Source organism: Larkinella arboricola, assembly GCF_003259745.1.
GTDB classification, from domain to species: Bacteria; Bacteroidota; Bacteroidia; order Cytophagales; family Spirosomataceae; genus Larkinella; species Larkinella arboricola.
This window is the reverse complement of the sequence record NZ_QLMC01000008.1, coordinates 42,361-59,362: the sequence shown is the minus strand read 5'-3', so window position 1 is coordinate 59,362 and position 17,002 is coordinate 42,361. Positions and strand designations below refer to the sequence as shown.

Annotated in this window: 14 protein-coding genes; 3 read left to right on the top strand and 11 right to left on the bottom strand. The window is 50.9% G+C overall.

All coding sequences use genetic code 11. The features are described from left to right. The first annotated feature begins 286 nt into the window (after positions 1-286). Together LX87_RS25295 and pheA are read left to right on the top strand one after the other, a co-directional pair. Positions 287-2,173, top strand: coding sequence for a DNA topoisomerase IV subunit B (locus LX87_RS25295; RefSeq protein WP_111631101.1), 1,887 nt, complete (start codon positions 287-289; stop codon positions 2,171-2,173). A 213-nt stretch (positions 2,174-2,386) separates the two neighbouring features. Next, complete coding sequence (gene pheA, locus LX87_RS25290) at positions 2,387-3,463, top strand: prephenate dehydratase (protein WP_111631100.1); 1,077 nt, start codon at positions 2,387-2,389, stop codon at positions 3,461-3,463. A gap of 3 nt (positions 3,464-3,466) precedes the next feature. Here the strand turns inward: pheA and LX87_RS25285 are convergent, their stop codons facing one another. The 7 genes from LX87_RS25285 to LX87_RS25255 all read right to left on the bottom strand — a co-directional run bounded on the left by LX87_RS25285 (position 3,467) and on the right by LX87_RS25255 (position 9,432). Next, on the bottom strand, positions 3,467-4,411 hold the full coding sequence (locus tag LX87_RS25285; RefSeq protein ID WP_111631099.1) for a bifunctional riboflavin kinase/FAD synthetase: 945 nt from the start codon (positions 4,409-4,411) through the stop codon (positions 3,467-3,469). Then, positions 4,408-5,097 carry a tRNA pseudouridine(55) synthase TruB gene (gene truB, locus LX87_RS25280; RefSeq protein ID WP_111631098.1) on the bottom strand — a complete coding sequence of 230 codons (690 nt, stop codon included), beginning with the start codon at positions 5,095-5,097 and terminating at the stop codon, positions 4,408-4,410. Before truB ends, LX87_RS25285 begins: the two co-directional genes overlap by 4 nt. A 104-nt stretch (positions 5,098-5,201) precedes the next feature. Beyond that, complete coding sequence (locus LX87_RS25275) at positions 5,202-5,981, bottom strand: undecaprenyl-diphosphate phosphatase (RefSeq protein ID WP_111631097.1); 780 nt, start codon at positions 5,979-5,981, stop codon at positions 5,202-5,204. Then, positions 5,978-6,181, bottom strand: coding sequence for a DUF3098 domain-containing protein (locus tag LX87_RS25270; protein ID WP_111631096.1), 204 nt, complete (start codon positions 6,179-6,181; stop codon positions 5,978-5,980). Before LX87_RS25270 ends, LX87_RS25275 begins: the two co-directional genes overlap by 4 nt. Positions 6,182-6,235: 54 nt before the next feature. Further along, positions 6,236-7,111 (bottom strand): cell division protein FtsX, encoded by an 876-nt coding sequence (locus LX87_RS25265; RefSeq protein ID WP_111631095.1) that lies wholly within the window; start codon positions 7,109-7,111, stop codon positions 6,236-6,238. Between the two features lie 284 nt (positions 7,112-7,395). Further along, complete coding sequence (locus tag LX87_RS25260) at positions 7,396-7,782, bottom strand: DUF779 domain-containing protein (RefSeq protein WP_111631094.1); 387 nt, start codon at positions 7,780-7,782, stop codon at positions 7,396-7,398. Between the two features lie 111 nt (positions 7,783-7,893). Continuing rightward, positions 7,894-9,432, bottom strand: a complete 1,539-nt coding sequence (locus LX87_RS25255; protein ID WP_111631093.1) for an aldehyde dehydrogenase family protein — start codon at positions 9,430-9,432, stop codon at positions 7,894-7,896. Between the two features lie 196 nt (positions 9,433-9,628). Here LX87_RS25255 and LX87_RS25250 point away from each other — a divergent pair, with 196 nt between their 5' ends. Continuing rightward, positions 9,629-10,558 (top strand): AraC family transcriptional regulator, encoded by a 930-nt coding sequence (locus LX87_RS25250; protein ID WP_111631092.1) that lies wholly within the window; start codon positions 9,629-9,631, stop codon positions 10,556-10,558. 6 nt (positions 10,559-10,564) lie between these two features. Here the strand turns inward: LX87_RS25250 and LX87_RS25245 are convergent, their stop codons facing one another. The 4 genes from LX87_RS25245 to LX87_RS25230 all read right to left on the bottom strand — a co-directional run bounded on the left by LX87_RS25245 (position 10,565) and on the right by LX87_RS25230 (position 16,989). Continuing rightward, complete coding sequence (locus LX87_RS25245; protein WP_111631091.1) at positions 10,565-10,999, bottom strand: DoxX family protein; 435 nt, start codon at positions 10,997-10,999, stop codon at positions 10,565-10,567. 103 nt (positions 11,000-11,102) lie between these two features. Then, a complete protein-coding gene (locus tag LX87_RS25240; RefSeq protein ID WP_111631090.1) occupies positions 11,103-13,253 on the bottom strand; it encodes a tetratricopeptide repeat protein in 2,151 nt (716 codons plus the stop codon). Positions 13,254-13,480: 227 nt separating this feature from the next. Then, entirely contained in the window at positions 13,481-16,153 is a 2,673-nt protein-coding gene (locus LX87_RS25235) for an MGH1-like glycoside hydrolase domain-containing protein (RefSeq protein WP_111631271.1), read from the bottom strand. A 314-nt stretch (positions 16,154-16,467) separates the two neighbouring features. Beyond that, a complete protein-coding gene (locus tag LX87_RS25230; RefSeq protein WP_111631089.1) occupies positions 16,468-16,989 on the bottom strand; it encodes a hypothetical protein in 522 nt (173 codons plus the stop codon). Between the last annotated feature and the right edge of the window lie 13 nt (positions 16,990-17,002).

The following is a 17,002-nucleotide window of genomic DNA, read 5'->3' as shown; positions in this document are numbered from 1 at the left end:
GTATTGTGGAGATTTTTGCATATTTTTAAGAATGTGTACGGCCGTTCCTGGACGCTCAATCTCAGTCACATTATGTTTACTAACGGTAATAAAACGTGTATTGATGTAATTTAACGCACTTTGCGCTACAAAGTAAACGAACTTTTACTACTTTTTAAACATTTTCTTTTTAAAGACTAAAATTTCATATTTTGCGAACATCCGTCACACAATCCGTGCCGGTTTTTGCCAGGAAAAGCATTTTTTTTGAAGCATCCCAAATAAAAATCCGTTTAATAGTCATCTAATGGACAGTAATCAACAATACACCGAAGACAGCATTCGATCTCTCGACTGGCGTGAGCATATTCGGCTTCGGCCCGGTATGTACATTGGTAAACTGGGCGATGGTTCGGCCGCTGATGACGGTATTTATGTTTTGATCAAAGAAGTCATCGACAACTGCATCGATGAACACGTGATGGGCAACGGTAAGCTGATCGAAATTAAAGTAACCGACCACCGCGTGGAAGTACGGGATTACGGCCGCGGTATTCCGCTGGGTAAAGTGGTCGATGTGGTTTCCAAAATCAATACCGGTGGGAAATATGATTCCGGGGCCTTTCAGAAATCGGTCGGTCTGAACGGGGTCGGTACCAAAGCCGTTAACGCCTTATCCGCGTTTTTCCGGGTGCAGTCGTACCGGGATGGCAAAACCGTCTGGGCCGAATTCGAACGCGGTGTGCTGGTGCGTCAGGGTGAGGATACCTCCAATCAGCGCAATGGTACGCTGGTAATTTTTGAACCGGACAACACGGTGTTCAAGAACTTCCATTACATCCCGCAGTTTCTGGAAAACATGATCTGGAATTACTGCTACCTCAACGCCGGGTTAACCATTAATTTCAACGGTCAGAAATACGTCTCGCAGAATGGTCTGCTCGATCTGTTGCGGAATAAAACCGACGAGGAAGCGCTGCGGTATCCAATTATTCACCTCAAAGGCGGGGATATTGAAATTGCGCTGACGCACGGCAACCAGTACGGCGAAGAATATTATTCGTTTGTGAACGGTCAGTATACCACACAGGGCGGCACCCACCTGGCTGCTTTGCGCGAAGCCTTTGTCAAAACCGTCCGTGAATACTTCAAAAAGGAGTACGATGCCTCCGATATCCGGGCGTCGATCATTGCCGCCATCAGCATTCGGGTGCAGGAGCCAGTGTTTGAATCACAGACCAAGACCAAACTGGGCTCGATCAACATGGCACCCGACGAAAACAGCCCCAGTGTTCGGTCGTTTGTCATCGACTTTGTAAAAAGCCAGCTCGACGACTTCCTGCACATGCACCAGGATACGCGGGATGCCCTCAAGAAGCGGATCGAACAGTCGGAACGGGAACGGAAAGAACTGGCCGGAATTAAGAAACTGGCGAATGATCGGGCCAAGAAAGCCAATCTGCATAACAAAAAACTCCGCGATTGCCGCAACCACCTGCCCGACCTGAAAGCCGATGATCGCTATAATACCACGCTGTTCATTACGGAAGGGGACTCGGCCAGCGGTTCGATTACCAAATCCCGGAACGTGCAGACCCAGGCGGTATTCAGCCTTCGCGGGAAACCGTTGAACTGCTTCGGGCTGACCAAGAAAGTAGTGTATGAAAACGAGGAGTTTAACCTGCTGCAACACGCGCTCGACATTGAAGACGGTCTGGATAGTCTGCGCTACAACCGCATTGTGATTGCCACCGACGCCGACGTGGATGGAATGCACATCCGGCTGTTGATGATGACGTTCTTCCTTCAGTTCTTCCCGGATCTGGTCCGGAATGGTCACCTGTACATTCTGGAAACGCCGTTGTTCCGGGTGCGGAATCCAAAAAACCACAAGGAGACGGTTTACTGCTATTCGGAAGAGGAGAAACAGCGGGCCATCGACAAATTAACGAAAGGCGGTAAGAAAGTTGAAATCACCCGGTTTAAGGGATTAGGCGAAATTTCTCCGGAAGAATTCGGGCTGTTTATTGGCGACAATATGCGGCTGGAGCCGGTGATTATGGAGAAAGAAACGTCTATTCCGAAACTGTTGAGCTACTACATGGGCAAAAACACGCCCGACCGCCAGCGGTTCATTATCGACAACCTCCGGATTGAGAAAGACATGGAGGAAGTGGCGCTGGTGCTGAATTAAAAGTTAGTGAGTTCTATCGCGGAGTTAAGCGGAGCCTCTGATATCCTCCGCTTAACTCCGCGATAGAATTTTATACCTCTTCAACTCTTTTTCTGAAGCCGGGCAGATCCCGGCCGGATTTAGAAAATTAAAACCGTTCGTCCTGATTTTTTGGGTATTTTTGTGCGTTGAAGCCTGTATTGCTTCCCGCTTTTACCCAAAACGTTTTTGCCAGTGACGCTCGAATCCCTTCGTATCCAGATTGATAGTATCGACGACCAACTGCTGCAACTGCTCAACCAACGCATGGAGGTGGTCAGGCAGGTTGGCGAACTGAAGAAATCCAGCAAATCCATCATTTATCGTCCCGAACGGGAAAAGCAGATTCTCGACCGCCTGCATCAGGCGAGCAAAGGCTTGCTGACTCCGGCGGCTATTGACGCTATTTACCTGGAAATCTTTGCGGTATCCCGAAACCTGGAAATGCCGGAGCGGGTAGCCTACCTGGGTCCGGAAGGAAGTTTTACGCACCAGGCCGCCGAAAGCCGGTTTGGAGCCATGAGCGAATACCTGGCACTACCCACCATCCGCTCGGTGTTTGAGAGCATCGAAACCGGTCGGTGCCGGTTTGGGGTCGTGCCGATTGAAAACAATCAGGAGGGTGTGGTCAACGAAACCATTGACTTACTGAACGAAAAGGACCTGGTCATTGCCGCCGAAGCTCAGATTCCGGTGCATTTTACCTTTGCCACCCAAACCGATGTACTGAGCGAGATCACGCACATTTACTCGAAAGACATTGCCTTCGGACAGTGCAGCAAGTTTTTACGCGATTACTTTGACGGTCTGCCCGCCGAACTGGTGCCGGTAGAATCCACCTCCAAAGCGGCAAAACTGGCGGCTCAGAATCCCAAAGCTGCTGCGATTTGTTCCAATATCGCGTCAAAACTGTTCGGGGTACCGGTCTTGTTTGACAACATCGAAGATACCGACCTGAACCGTACACGGTTTCTGGTGCTGGCCAAAGACTTCGTGAACCAGAAAAGCGGGCACGACAAAACCACCATCGTAGCTCAGTTGCCGAATACCAACAAACCGGGGGTTCTGGCGCAGTTTCTACAGGAGTTCGACGCCCGCAACATCAACCTCACCAAAATCGAAAGCCGTCCGCTGCGCGAAGGTGCCCGTTTCCGCTACTGGTTCCTGATAGAATTTGAAGGCCACATCAGCGATCCCGGCGTTCAGGAAATTCTGCAATATCATTCCGCCAATGTAAAGTGGCTGGGCAGCTACGTCAATTCGCTGGGCTAAGAATCAGAGCTTCAGAATCCGGCGGGCCTGCTCAACGTCCAGGTGCATCTGGTCTACCAGGGCCGCCAGTCCTTCGTACTTCAGTTCGGGCCGCAGGTATTCGATGAACCGAACCGTCAGGTGCTCGCCGTAGATTTCCTGGTTGAAATCGAAGATGTAGACCTCCAGGGTGCGGTGCGTACCGCCAACGGTCGGGCGGGTACCGATGCTCATGGCGCCCCCCAGTCGTTTGCCTTTGTAAATCACTTCGGTCGCGTAAATACCGTTGGAGGGCACCAGCTTGCTCGGATCGTCGACCTGAATGTTGGCCGTCGGGAACCCAATGGTACGGCCCAGTTGCTGGCCTTTCACGATGGTACCGCTGAGGCTGTAGGGACGGCCCAGGAATTTCGTAGATGTTGCCAGATCGCCTTCCAGCAATGCCTTCCGGATTTTGGACGAACTAACGCCCACATGCTCCACATCCTGACGCGGAATCTCTTCGATCTCAAAACCGTATTCGTGTGCGTGATGCTGGAGGTATTCAAAGCTGCCTTCGCGGTTCCGGCCAAAGTGGTGATCGTAGCCAATGACCAGCTTTTTAGTGCCAATTTTATCAACCAGAATCTGCTGAATAAATTCTGCCGACGACAATTCTGAAAAAGAGCGCGTAAACGGAATAACAACCAGGTGATCAACACCGGCGGCTTCGAGCAGTTCGGTTTTTTCCTCCAGCGTCGAGAGCAGTTTGAGCCCCTGGCTGTCGTTGGAAACCACCGTGCGCGGGTGCGGCCAGAAGGTCAGCACAACGGTTTCGCCTTTCTGACCTTTGGCGTCGCCCCGCTGGGCTATTTCGGTCAGGCGGCTAATGATTTTCTGATGACCCAAATGAACCCCGTCGAACGTACCGCTGGTGACAACGGCGTAGGGGATGGGGTGAAATGTATCGGTTCCGTGGTAAATCTTCATGAAGGTAATGACTCAGCGGGGCGGCATTTGCGGATAAATCCTTCGACGGTATCAGCATCTTCAATCCGAAAATCACCGATTCGCGTCCGGCGGAGAGCTTTTAAATACGCTCCGTTTTGCAAAAGCAGTCCCAAATCGCGCACTAAGCTACGGATGTAAGTCCCTTTTGAGCAAACAATCCGGAAATCAATTTCGGGAAATCGTTCCGCATCGACTTCAAAGACAGAAACCGTAATGGTGCGTGATTTAATTCCACCTTCCACTTTATCGGCCGTTTCGCCCCGGCGAGCGCGTTCGTAAAGCCGTTCGCCGTTGACCCGTACCGCCGAGTAGATAGGCGGAATCTGCTCGATCACACCCGTCAGTTGCTGGGCGGCTGCCCGAATGGCTTCAGTCGTTAGGTCGGAAACATCAAACTCGGCATCAAAAGCCGTTTCGAGATCAACGGAAGGGGTGGTTTTTCCGAGCACAAGCGTGCCGGTGTATTCTTTTTCCTGCGCCTGGTAGCTGTCGATCTGCTTGGTCATTTTGCCGGTGCAGAGAATCAGTAAACCCGTTGCCAGCGGATCGAGCGTGCCGGCATGACCGATTTTCTTGAACTTGCACCCGTATTTGAGCTTCTTGACGACATCAAATGATGTCCAGGTGAGCGGTTTGTCGATGAGAATAAGTTGACCTTCGTCCATAAAAAATTCGTCTTAAACCCGGATTCGGAGGATTAAAGGAGTAATCAGGATGGCTACACAATTCACCACATCGTAGTTAATCCTTTAGTCCTTGTAAGCCGCGTTTAGACAACATCCAGTTTAACGCCCGCAGCAATTAAGCCGAGCAAAAGCAAACCCAGTGCAATGCGGTAATAACCAAATACTTTAAAACCATATTTGGTCACAAAGCCGACAAAACCACGGATGGCAATCAGCCCCACCACAAAGGCGATGGCGTTACCGATCAGCAACACCTGAATGTCGTCAGACTGAATGGTCTTGTAGCTTTTCAGCAGTTTATAACCGGTTGCGGCCGCCATCGTCGGCACGGCCAGGAAGAAGGAAAACTCTGCGGCCTGTTTGCGCGTAAGGCCCTGCGCCATACCACCGATGATGGTAGCGGCTGAGCGGGATACCCCCGGAATCATGGCGATACACTGATAAAAGCCGATTTTGAGCGCTTCCGGAAACGTAACGTCGTAATCGCGCGGAATTTGCTTGAAAATTTTGTCGATGTAAATCAGCAGAATACCGCCTAAAAGCAACGTAATGGCCACAACGGTTACGTTTTCAAGCAGCGAATCAATAAAATCGTTGAGTAAGAAACCGATAACGGCGGCTGGCAGAAAGGCCACAAAAAGCTTCAGATAGAAGTCGGTGGTTTGCAGAAACCGGCGTCGGTAAAGAACCAGTACCGAGATGATACAGCCAAACTGGATATTGATGGTGTACAGCTTGGTGAATTCCGATTTGCTGATACCAACCAGAGAGGAATAAATGATCATGTGCCCCGTGGAGGAAACCGGCAAAAACTCGGTCAGGCCCTCAATGATGGCCAAGATAATCGCGTGGAGGATACTCATTGATTCGTGGGACGGCGCAGGATGGCAAAAAATTCAAGAATAAAACCGCCCATCACAATCAGCGGTCCGATGGTAAGACCTAAAGCTCCAAAGCCAAACTCCTCAGAGTCGAGGCTCATAACGATGAAGCCGAACAGAATAACGACCACGCCAATGATCATCAGGGTGTAATTGGCGCGTCCGAAGGGAAGTTTACTCATAAGTCTGAACTAGGATTACACAGATTAATTGATTCACCAGGATATTCTTTGTAATTAATACAACTCGTCTAGCGATAAACGCAGGTACCGGTGTACGGCCTGGAATGTGCTGATCAGGCCAATAATGATGCCAAGAACAACTACCGCGCCCAGCAGAATACCGATTTTTTCGGGCTCCTGGAGGGTCGCCAGACCGTCGATGTTGCGCAGAGCTACCTGGAGCAGAATGAACAGGAGCGCAGCGGCTACCAGCCCACTGATAAGTCCCTGCATCATGCCCCGCCGAAGAAACGGAAGCTGGATGAAGCTGTTGGTAGCCCCTACCAGTTGCATACTCCGGATTAGCAGCCGTTGCGAATACAGCGCCAGCCGGATTGTATTGTTCATTAAAACGATGATAATCACGAGCATAATCACCGCAAAAACCGACATGATGATGTAGATTTTTGTGATGTTCTTATTGATTTCGTCCACGATATTTTCTTGGTAAATAACCTCGAAAACACCGTCAACGTCCTCCAGGTCAGCTTTTACCTGTTGCAGTTTGGCTTCTTCAAAATAGTCTTCCTGCAATTTGATGCGGTAGCTGTCACGCAATGGATTCTCGTTCAGGAAGTTGGTAAAGTTCTCCTGCGTGTCGGCCATAAATTCCTTGGCGGCCGTTTCCTTGCTGACAAAATTGACCTGCGGGGCCGTACCGTTGTACAGGACAAACGGCTTTTTAACAATCTGGCCGTGAAGCTTTTCGAGCTGCTTCTTATCGAGGTCTTTGTCCAGAAACACCCGAACTTCGTTGTTTTCGCGGATGTACCGAACCAGCTTCTTGGATTGGAGCACCAGCATTCCGCAAAAACCGATCAGAAACAACGCCGAAGTCAGGCTGAAAAGAATCATCCCACCGGGGTACGCACCTACTTTCTTTTTGGCCATAGAAAACGCAATCTGTCGACAGTATGCATCTAGTTTCGCACAAAAATACGGATTTTGCCCAAACCGTTGGTGTGCCGTGCGGGAAGAACGGGAGATTTAGGAAAAATTAAGAGAGTTTGCGTCAGGAGCGACGGGTTTAGTAATTCAAGGAAACGCTTTTCGTTCGTTAGTATAAAAAGTTTCGGTTAGCCGTACACGGTTTGGGTCAGATGGTGCCTTGCCTGCTAGCCCGCTGAAAACCGTATGCCACTAACCGAAAACTAAATACCGAACACTATCTTACTCTATTCAGCTTCTACCGGACCCACGTGAACGGGCGGCAATTGCTCAAGTTCTTCCATTTCAAAAAGCCGCGAGCGAATCAAAAAGCGGATGCCCAACGGAATTTCAAGCGAGAAACTGGCACCCCGGCCCGGTGTTACATCGACCGTCAGGTGAGTGTGTTTCCAGTATTCAAACTGATCTTCGGACATGAAAAAATCGCAGCCATGAATCTGACCCAGCCAGACATCAGAGGAGCCGATCCGGAAGTCGCCTTTTTCAAAACACATCGGCGACGATCCATCGCAGCATCCTCCGCTCTGGTGGAACATCAACTCGCCATGCTCCCGGCGCAGTTTGTCGATGATAATTTTAGCGGCTTCCGTTACGTCAACGCGGGAAATAGCCATAGGTTTTTGAATGATAGAATGAGCGAATGATAGAATGAGTGAATAGTTTCACCAGTTGTTTGACTTTGCGGAGCTATTCACTCATTCCATCATTCGCTCATTCAAAATTACTTAAAAGAACCCGAGTTTGTTTTTGCTGTAGGAGATCAGCAGGTTTTTCGACTGGCGGTAGTGGTTGAGCATCGACAGGTGGTTTTCCCGACCAAAGCCCGACTTTTTATACCCGCCAAACGACGCGTGCGCCGGGTAGTTGTGGTAGCAGTTGACCCACACCCGACCCGCCTGAATGGCGCGCGGTATCCGGTACAATTCGTGGGCATCGCGGGTCCAGACGCCCGCACCCAGACCATACAGGGTATCGTTGGCCATTTCGATGGCTTCGTCAACGGTTTTGTAGGTTGTCGCCGAAACCACCGGGCCGAAGATTTCTTCCTGGAAAATCCGCATTTTGTTGTTGCCCTTAAAGATGGTCGGTTCGATGTAATAGCCGTTTTCAAGGCCATTGTTCAGCCGGGCGGGGCCGCCACCCGTTAAGACTTCAGCCCCTTCCTGCCGACCTATCTCAATGTACGATAGAATTTTTTCGTATTGATCGTTGGATGCCTGCGCGCCCATCATGGTTTCCGTGTCGAGCGGATGGCCCAGCTTGATGGCTTTGGTGCGTTCGATCACGCGTTCCATAAAGGCGTCGAAAATACTTTCGTGCACCAGCAGACGCGACGGACACGTACAGATTTCGCCCTGGTTCAGCGCAAACATCACGGCTCCTTCAATGCATTTGTCAAAGAACTCGTCGTCGGCATCCATGATGGACGGCAGGAAGATGTTCGGTGACTTGCCGCCCAGTTCCATTGTGACCGGAATGAGATTTTCCGACGCATACTGCATAATCAGCCGCCCCGTCGTCGTTTCGCCCGTGAAAGCCACCTTGGCCACGCGCTTCGATTGCGCCAGGGGTTTGCCCGCTTCCGGGCCAAAACCATTAACAATGTTGACAACCCCCGCCGGAATCACGTTTTCGAGCAGTTCCATCAACACCAGAATCGACGTTGGCGTTTGTTCAGCCGGTTTCAGAACCACGCAGCAACCGGCGGCCAGGGCCGGAGCGAGCTTCCAGGTGGCCATCAGCAGCGGAAAGTTCCAGGGAATGATCTGGCCTACAACACCGATCGGTTCTTTGATGATCATGGACACCGTGTCGGCGTCGAGTTCGGCGACGGAACCTTCTTCGGCCCGGATAACGCCGGCGAAATACCGGAAGTGGTCCACTACCAGCGGCAGGTCGGCGGCCATGGTTTCGCGAACGGCTTTACCGTTTTCGACGGTTTCGACGCGCGCCAGAAACTCCAGGTTTTTTTCAATGATGTCGGCAATCTTGATCAGCATATTGCTTCGCTCGGTGGCCGACGTGCGCGACCAGCTCGGGAAGGCTTTATGGGCTGCGTCCAGCGCCAGCTCAATATCGGCGGCTTTGGAACGGGGCACGCGGGAAATCAGGCTATCATCGACGGGGGATTTATTTTCGAAATATTCACCGCCGACAGGGGCTACCCATTTGCCGCCGATAAAATTTTCATACTGATTTTTGAATTTAGGTCGTTCCAGTTGTGTGGCTGAACGGGTCGCTACGGGTGCTTCTAAAGTTTCCATGGGTTGAAGAATCTGTTAAACTGATTTTTAGGGTTTGAATTGTGACAAATTTTGCCGAAATTGTTCAATAGTATTTTCACAATCGTCTCAAAAACTTACGGTATCATCTCTTTCTTTTTTGACAGGAACTTACCGCTGGTTGGGTTTCGGTAACAACTCATGAGTAAGGAGATTTCAAAACCGGATTGTTAAGCGTATGACAGTGGCAAGAAAGATTTTACAGCAGCAAGCGGTCGTACCGTCGTGGGGAGGTCGCCTGGACACGTTGGTGGAGAATAAGCTAACGTTGACGCACGAAGTGGCTGAACTGAACCTGTACGAAACCTTCCAGCGGGCTCAACTGGTCGAGCTGGAGTTTAACTCGCCCGTACTAACAAGTATGCTGACGGGAAAAAAGGTGATGCACATTGACAACCTGAAACCGTTCGAGTACCTGCCCGGCGAGTCGCTGGTTTTACCGGCTAACAAGCTGATGAAAATTGATTTTCCGGAAGCGACGGTCCAGACGCCCACCCGCTGCATTGCCCTCACGATTTCGGGTGATTTTATTCAGCAAACCGTCAACCACCTAAACGAAGAATATCCGCGCAGCGAGCCAAATGACCAGTGGAAGGTAGACGTTAATAACTACCACTTTCACAACGGTCTGGAAATCAGTCTACTCATTGATAAAATAATCCGGCTGTATCGGGAAAACAATGTGATGAAGCCGTTTTTTATCCACAACTCGATTCAGGAGCTGATTGTGCGGCTGATGCAGACGCAGGCCCGGCGCGTACTGGTTGATCAGGCTAAACAGCACGTGAACACACACCGGCTGGCGTACGTAGTGGAGTATATTCGTAAAAATCTGACGAAGACGTTAGCCATCGAAGAGTTGTCGAATCAGGCCTGTTTGTCAAAGTCCCATTTCTTTCGTCTGTTTAAAAACGAACTGGGCATGTCGCCGATTCAGTTTATCCTTCAGGAACGCATCCGGCTGGCCAAACAGATTCTGAGTAATCCGGCCAAATCGATTACGGACGCCTGTTTTGAATCGGGTTTTAACAGCCTGACGCACTTTAGCAGCGCCTTCCGGACCCTCGAGCGCATCAGTCCCCGTCAGTACAAACAGCAGGTATCGTGAGCGGTTTTAATGGTCGTGCTTCCGCATGTATTCATCCACCGAAAAGCGGCCTGATCCCAGGACCAGAAAAACCAATAAAAGCAACAGCACCACAACCGATAGCCAGAGTTCGGAATTCAGGGCGGAGAAGCCGCGGGTGACGTTCACAAAAAATACCGCTCCAATCAGGATTGGTAACTGAATCAGCACGGACAGACGCGTCAGGCAACCCATCGCAATAAGCAAGCCGCCGACCAGATGGGCAAAAGCCACGTAGTGAATCAGAAACATCGGAATTAAATCAAACCGGGTGCCACCGACTAAATTGGTAAGATGACCGGTGTCGCTGATGAAACTTACTCCTTTCAGGAACAGGGTAATTCCCAGCATAATGCGAAGTGCGTCAATCCAGGCAGGGTGATGCGTATCCCCCCAATGCTCAACACGTTGTACAACATTCATGACGTAGCATTTTTTGGTGTAACATACCCTAAGTTATCTAAAATTTTTAGACAAAAGCAAGAAGGAATTTAACTAAGTGAATATATGTTCACGCAGCCGTTTACTACAGGATCTTTGGGCACTTCGTGCTGCCTGCCATGCGGGTTCGGCGGGCTTTGGGCATTCGCTTGCGGGTAACCCGGACGGGGGGCGCTACCCGGGCAGTAGTTGACTCTTTAACGGCTTGCATCGCTATCAAATCGTCCAGCGGGCGATAATCAGGTGGAGTAGGCAGGGCGTTCTGGATCGGGAAGTAATGATCGCCAGGAAATTCGTAGTGTTCGAAGTCGTAATCGTACAGGTAGATGTTGATGTAACCGTCTTTGCTGTATTTTGAACTAATTGAGTTCGTCGGCATCAGGTCCTGCCCCTGAAGAATGTCGGGTCGTTTGGCCAGCGAATCCTTGAAAAACTCCTTGTACACCTTATAACGGTTATACCGGTAAACCAGACTGGCCGAATCAATGGTGATAGCAATGTTCAGATAATGCCGTCCGTAATCGCCTTTTGCATTCCGGGCGTACAGAACCCCCAGGTTGTTGATGGCACTGCGGTCGAGGTGGCCGAGGTAACTTTTAACGGCTTTGTCGTATTCGCCCGTATTTTTATAGACGTTCCCCAGGTTGTTGTAATAGGTTTTGTGTGTGGAGTCGAGATCGCGTGAGCGTTCGTAGTCGCGGATCGAGCGGTAATAATACTGCCGGGCGCTGTGCATGTCCTTCTGTTTCTCACGCTTCAGCGCCATATAGGAGCGAACAATCCCCCGGTTGTTGTACAGAAACGCTTTGTGATGACCACGGGTAATCACACTGTCGAGCACCAGTTCGGCTTCTTCGATGCGGTCTTTTTCCAGTAAGGAGATCGAAAGGCCGTTGAGGGCGTTGATATTCTGAGGGTTATGGTTTAAAGCCCAGTGGAAGCTCTCGTAAGCTTCGTCCATGTTTCCCAGCTTCAGATACATATTACCCTTGTTGGTCAGCATCTTATCATTTTGCGGAGACAGGCGGATGGCTTTTTCCAGGTACTCCAGCGTGTAGCGGGAGCTTTCCTTTTTCCGGTACACTTCGCTGGCTCCGGCATAGGCCGCCGGGTGATCTTTGTTAAGCCGCATCGCTACATTCAGATGCACCAGGGCGGAATCCAGTTGGTTCATTTCCAGCTTGGTAAGGCCCAGGCTCAGAAAGCAGTCGGCGAGGTCTTTGTCTTTTGGGTCGAGTAAGTTCGACGTCCTGGCGAAGTGTTCCAGGGCTTCCTCGTGCAAGCCCTGCCGGTGGCTCACCACACCCAGGCCGAGGTGAACATGCGGATCATCGGGTTTGATCGCCAGCGCGGCTTCGTACTCAATGCGGGCTGAGCGGTAGTCGCGGGTACTGCTCAGGGCATTGCCAAGACCCGTGCGGGCTTCCAGCCATTGGGGCCGAAACTGCACTGCCCGCCGAAACTCCGCAACGGCTTTTGTAAATTCTTTCTGGCCATACAAGGCGTTGGCGAGTCCAAAACGGGCTTCGGCCTGGTTGCTACGGTCGCCGGAAAGCAAATAATTTGTAAAACTGGCTGCGGCTTCTTCGTATTTTTTCAGGCCCAGCAGGGCGTTGCCGATCCGCACGGGCAGCATGGTCGCCAGTTTGGCGTCTTTTTCCAGGGCCTGATACGCATTGAGTGCTTCCTGATATTTCTTCAGGCCCAGCAGGGCATCGGCTTTGACCAGCCGGTATATGGGTTCCCCCCCCCGAATCCGGACGGCTTCGGAAGCCGCACGGTTGGCTTCGTTGAACTGACGGGCGTGCAGGTGGGCTACGGCGCGGTTGAAAGCCACTTTGTCGGCATTTTTTCCTCCAGCGGTATTTTCCAGCAGCGTCAGACCGGTTTTTACATCGCCACTCATGCAGAAGAAAATGCCCTGATTGGCCTGAGCGTGGGAAAAAGCCGGAACCTGTTGCAAGAGGTTGGCCGCTTCCTCATACCGTTTCAGTTGGCTTAGAATAATAGCCTGGTTGTAAAGGAGGGTGTCGGAAGGGCGTCCGGCAGCGGCCCGCTTCAGCAATTGAAGCGCACCGGCGTAGTTTTTATTCCGGGCCAGACGGAGGGCTGTGTTATTGAGACGGGGAACCGAATCAGTGGATTGAGTTGCTGTTAATTCGACAGAATACCCGGCTATCGGTTGTAAGACGACACAGTAGAACAGCACAATAGCCTTACACAACAGTCTTGGCATTCGTATCAGAAGTTATGACGGGGTGGGTGAAGATACAGGTTTTAGCCGGACTAGCCAAAGAAAGGGGATGGGCGATTGAAATTTATGATTCTATGGCTGAACAAATGAGGCCGGTTTTTCGTTAAGCGGCAACAACAAAAAGCCAGTCCGTCGCTTCTTGTTGACAAAAAGCAACGGACTGGCCGGAGTAGGGCTTGGAAACGAACCGAATTATGGATTAATAACCGTTACAATACCTTGGCATGAACGGGTTCCTGCTGTTGACGGTGCTGGTATAAAAACTCGATCAGATCGGCTACCAGACCTGTCCAGCCGGTTTGGTGGTTGGCGCCCAGACCGCTGCCGTTGTCGCCGTGGAAATATTCGAAAAACAGGTGCAGATCCTTGAAGTGGGGATCGTTCTGGAATTTCTGATACCCGTTATAAGCCGGAATGTTGCCCGTATTGTCGCGCCGGAAGATGTTGATCAGACGCTCGGCAACCAGCACCGTGGCTTCCTTGATGCTCATGACCTGTCCGGAATTCGTCGGGTATTCGATCTCAAAATCGTCGCCGTAGTAGTTGTAAAACTTGAGGAGCGAGTCGATCAGCAGGTAATTGACCGGAAACCAGATAGGCCCCCGCCAGTTGGAATTACCCCCAAACAGGCTCGTTTCTGACTCATTCGGAACATATTTAACCGTGAAGATTTCGCCGTTCAGGTTGAACTCGTACGGTTTTTCGCCGTGGTATTTCGACAGGGCCCGGATGCCGTAATCGGACAAAAATTCCGTTTCGTCGAACATGCGTTTGAGCAGCATTTTCATCCGGTGACCGCGCAGCAGCGAGAGCAGGTGCGTCGCGCCTTTTCCCGGTTCGTGCCAGCGCGAAACCAGCGACGCCAGATCCGGGCGGTTGGTCAACACCCATTCCACCCGGCGTTTGAAGTCCGGCAGTTTTTCCAGCAGTTGATCGTCCAGAATCTCAACGGCGAACAACGGAATCAGACCCACCATCGACCGGATTTTCAGCAGCATACTGGAGTCGGGTGTGTGCAGCACATCGTAGTAAAACTGGTCGTCTTCGTCCCACAAACTGATGCCCTGTCCACCCAGGTTTTTCATGGCGGCTGCGATGTGCAGGAAGTGCTCGAAAAACTTGGACGCCATGTCCTGATACGAGGGCCGGGTGAGGGCAATTTCGCAGGCAATTCGCAGCATATTAAGCGTATACATCGCCATCCAGCCCGTGCCGTCGGCCTGTTCGATGTGGCCGCCCATTGGCAACGGCTGGCTTCGGTCGAAGACCCCAATGTTATCCAGGCCGAGGAAGCCCCCGCCGAAGATGCTGTTCCCGTTTACGTCCTTGCGGTTGACCCACCACGTAAAATTGAGCAGCAGTTTATGAAAAACCCGTTCCAGAAAGTCAATGTCGCCTTTGCCGTTCATGTCCCGGTCGATTTCATAAACCTTCCAGGTAGCCCAGGCGTGGACGGGTGGGTTCACATCGCTAAAATTCCACTCGTAGGCCGGAATCTGGCCGTTGGGGTGCATATAGTACTCGCGCAGAATAACCGCCAGCTGCCGTTTGGCAAAGTGTGGGTCGAGCCGGGCGAGCGTTAAGGTATGAAATGCCAGATCCCAGGCTGCAAACCACGGATATTCCCATTTGTCGGGCATCGACAGGATGTTGGCCGTGTACATATGCCGCCAGCTGGAATTGCGCTGGTAGGCCCGACCGTGGAATGGCGTCGGCATTTTGGGGTCGCCCTTCAGCCACTCGTTGACGTTGTAATAATAGAACTGCTTGTTCCACAGCATACCGGCGTAGGCCTGCCGCTGAATGTTCCGCAGTTCCGGATCGACCACGTTGCTCTGTAACTGATCGTAAAACTCGTCGGCTTCCCGCAACCGCTGGTTAAAAATTTCGTCGAAATCGGCAAACGGCTGGCTGTTGTGCGTATCCTGGCTGAACCGCAACCGGATGGTCACCGAATCGCCCCCTGGAACCGTCCGGACGTACCGCGCCGAAGCCTTGGAGCCAATCTGATTGGGGTTGACGAATTTTTTGTCGCCCGAAGTAATGTAATTGTTAATTCCGTCCTTGCAGAACAGCGACTCGTTCGGAATGCCATAAAGCCGTTCGGAATTGGTTTCGTTTTCGCAGAACAGCAATTCGTCAGCATCTTCGCAGTAGAGCTTGTATTTGCCGAGCAGCTTATGATCGACCGCAATCTGCGTGGTGGAAATACCATTCAGGATGGGTTTGTAGGCATATTGTTCATACCCCCACGACCAGGTGTTGCGGAACCAGAGCGTAGGCAGGATCGTCAGGGGAGCGTCCTGAGCAGACCGGTTATGCGCCGTAACCTTGATCAGAATATCGTTCTCATCATTTTTGGCGTACTCCATGAAGATGTCGAAGTACTGATTTTCGTCGAAAATACCGGTATCGACCAGCTCAAATTCGGTTTCGAGCCGGTTTCGATGCCGGGCGGCATCCACCAGCCGGGTGTACGGGAAAGGTTGCTGCGGATACTTGTACAGCATTTTCATGTACGAGTGCGTCGGCGTACTATCGAGGTAATAATACAACTCTTTTACGTCTTCGCCGTGGTTGCCTTCGGGGCCAGTCAAACCAAAAAGCCGTTCCTTGATAATGCTGTCCTGGTGGTTCCAGAAGGCGAGTGCAAAACAAACGTGTCCTTTGTTGTCAGAAAGCCCGCCAATGCCGTCTTCTCCCCAGCGGTAGGCCCGGGAGCGCGCCATGTCGTGCGTTATAAAGCCCCAGGCATTGCCGTGAACACTATAATCCTCACGAACCGTACCCCACGAGCGTTCCGAGAGATAAGGTCCCCATTTCTTCCACCCTTTGTTGTCTGCGCGGCTGTAAATTCGCTCGCGTTCAATGTTGTTTTGCATCTTAAGGTTGTATTCCATATGAAGCTTCAGGTACGGCGGTTACGCTAAAAACAATAAGTATGAAGTTAGACGACTTAACAGTCATGAAGTCATTGGTCGCCTTAATTTAGTGTTCTACTTTAACAATCTGGCGTCGGAAAGCTATTAATTTTTGCGAAGTTACTTTATGAAAAGTGCTTCTTTCGCCATTAAAAGCCCGTTTTGTCTTGCTTTATCAGACAAAATAAGACTGCGGAAAGAGCCTGATCATTTTTCGCGCCAGTCTTCCTAGAATCTCTAAAAATATTTGTTACTGGTTTGCATACAGTTCAAGTTTATGTGGGGTTAAAGATTTTATTCAGGTGGTTAAACAGGTCTTTAAACTCCCGGTACAAATTTGGATGGACACAGTGCAATTGGTACCCTTTTTTTACGTGAGGATAGAAACGTTGCACCCATTTCCAGTCGGCCCGGGCGTGCCAGGCAATAATCCAGGCTTTGTACGAACGTTCACCGTTCGCCTGACAAGGCCAGCCATGCCGTTTTACTATTTTCAGCAGGAGAGTCCAGTTTACCAGATCGTTCTGGTTCGTTAAACCGGTAAAATACCGTTCCTTCTCGGTATGGAGTTCATAGCGCATCGAACTGTCCCGGTATTGTTGATCAATCGTAAACATTTTATCGATCAATCGGTGACAGGATTCGCGGGAGAGCCGGTTTATATCCATACCAGAATCCAGTTGGGGCCGAACCCTGAATAAGAAATCGTTTTGCCAGCTTCTTTGTTTGGAAAGCTGAGCCCATAAAACGGTGGGCAACAGAAAAATAAGGATACTGACGGCCGTTGCTTTCATCATTATAAAGAAACGG

What these genes read in the sequence shown, in the direction of transcription:
- LX87_RS25295 (WP_111631101.1), top strand. Translation starts at nt 287, where the DNA reads ATGGACAGTAATCAACAATACACCGAAGACAGCATTCGATCTCTCGAC.
- LX87_RS25285 (WP_111631099.1), bottom strand. Translation starts at nt 4,411, where the DNA reads ATGAAGATTTACCACGGAACCGATACATTTCACCCCATCCCCTACGCC.
- truB (WP_111631098.1), bottom strand. Translation starts at nt 5,097, where the DNA reads ATGGACGAAGGTCAACTTATTCTCATCGACAAACCGCTCACCTGGACA.
- LX87_RS25275 (WP_111631097.1), bottom strand. Translation starts at nt 5,981, where the DNA reads ATGAGTATCCTCCACGCGATTATCTTGGCCATCATTGAGGGCCTGACC.
- LX87_RS25270 (WP_111631096.1), bottom strand. Translation starts at nt 6,181, where the DNA reads ATGAGTAAACTTCCCTTCGGACGCGCCAATTACACCCTGATGATCATT.
- LX87_RS25265 (WP_111631095.1), bottom strand. Translation starts at nt 7,111, where the DNA reads ATGGCCAAAAAGAAAGTAGGTGCGTACCCCGGTGGGATGATTCTTTTC.
- LX87_RS25260 (WP_111631094.1), bottom strand. Translation starts at nt 7,782, where the DNA reads ATGGCTATTTCCCGCGTTGACGTAACGGAAGCCGCTAAAATTATCATC.
- LX87_RS25255 (WP_111631093.1), bottom strand. Translation starts at nt 9,432, where the DNA reads ATGGAAACTTTAGAAGCACCCGTAGCGACCCGTTCAGCCACACAACTG.
- LX87_RS25250 (WP_111631092.1), top strand. Translation starts at nt 9,629, where the DNA reads ATGACAGTGGCAAGAAAGATTTTACAGCAGCAAGCGGTCGTACCGTCG.
- LX87_RS25245 (WP_111631091.1), bottom strand. Translation starts at nt 10,999, where the DNA reads ATGAATGTTGTACAACGTGTTGAGCATTGGGGGGATACGCATCACCCT.
- LX87_RS25240 (WP_111631090.1), bottom strand. Translation starts at nt 13,253, where the DNA reads ATGCCAAGACTGTTGTGTAAGGCTATTGTGCTGTTCTACTGTGTCGTC.
- LX87_RS25235 (WP_111631271.1), bottom strand. Translation starts at nt 16,153, where the DNA reads ATGCAAAACAACATTGAACGCGAGCGAATTTACAGCCGCGCAGACAAC.
- LX87_RS25230 (WP_111631089.1), bottom strand. Translation starts at nt 16,989, where the DNA reads ATGATGAAAGCAACGGCCGTCAGTATCCTTATTTTTCTGTTGCCCACC.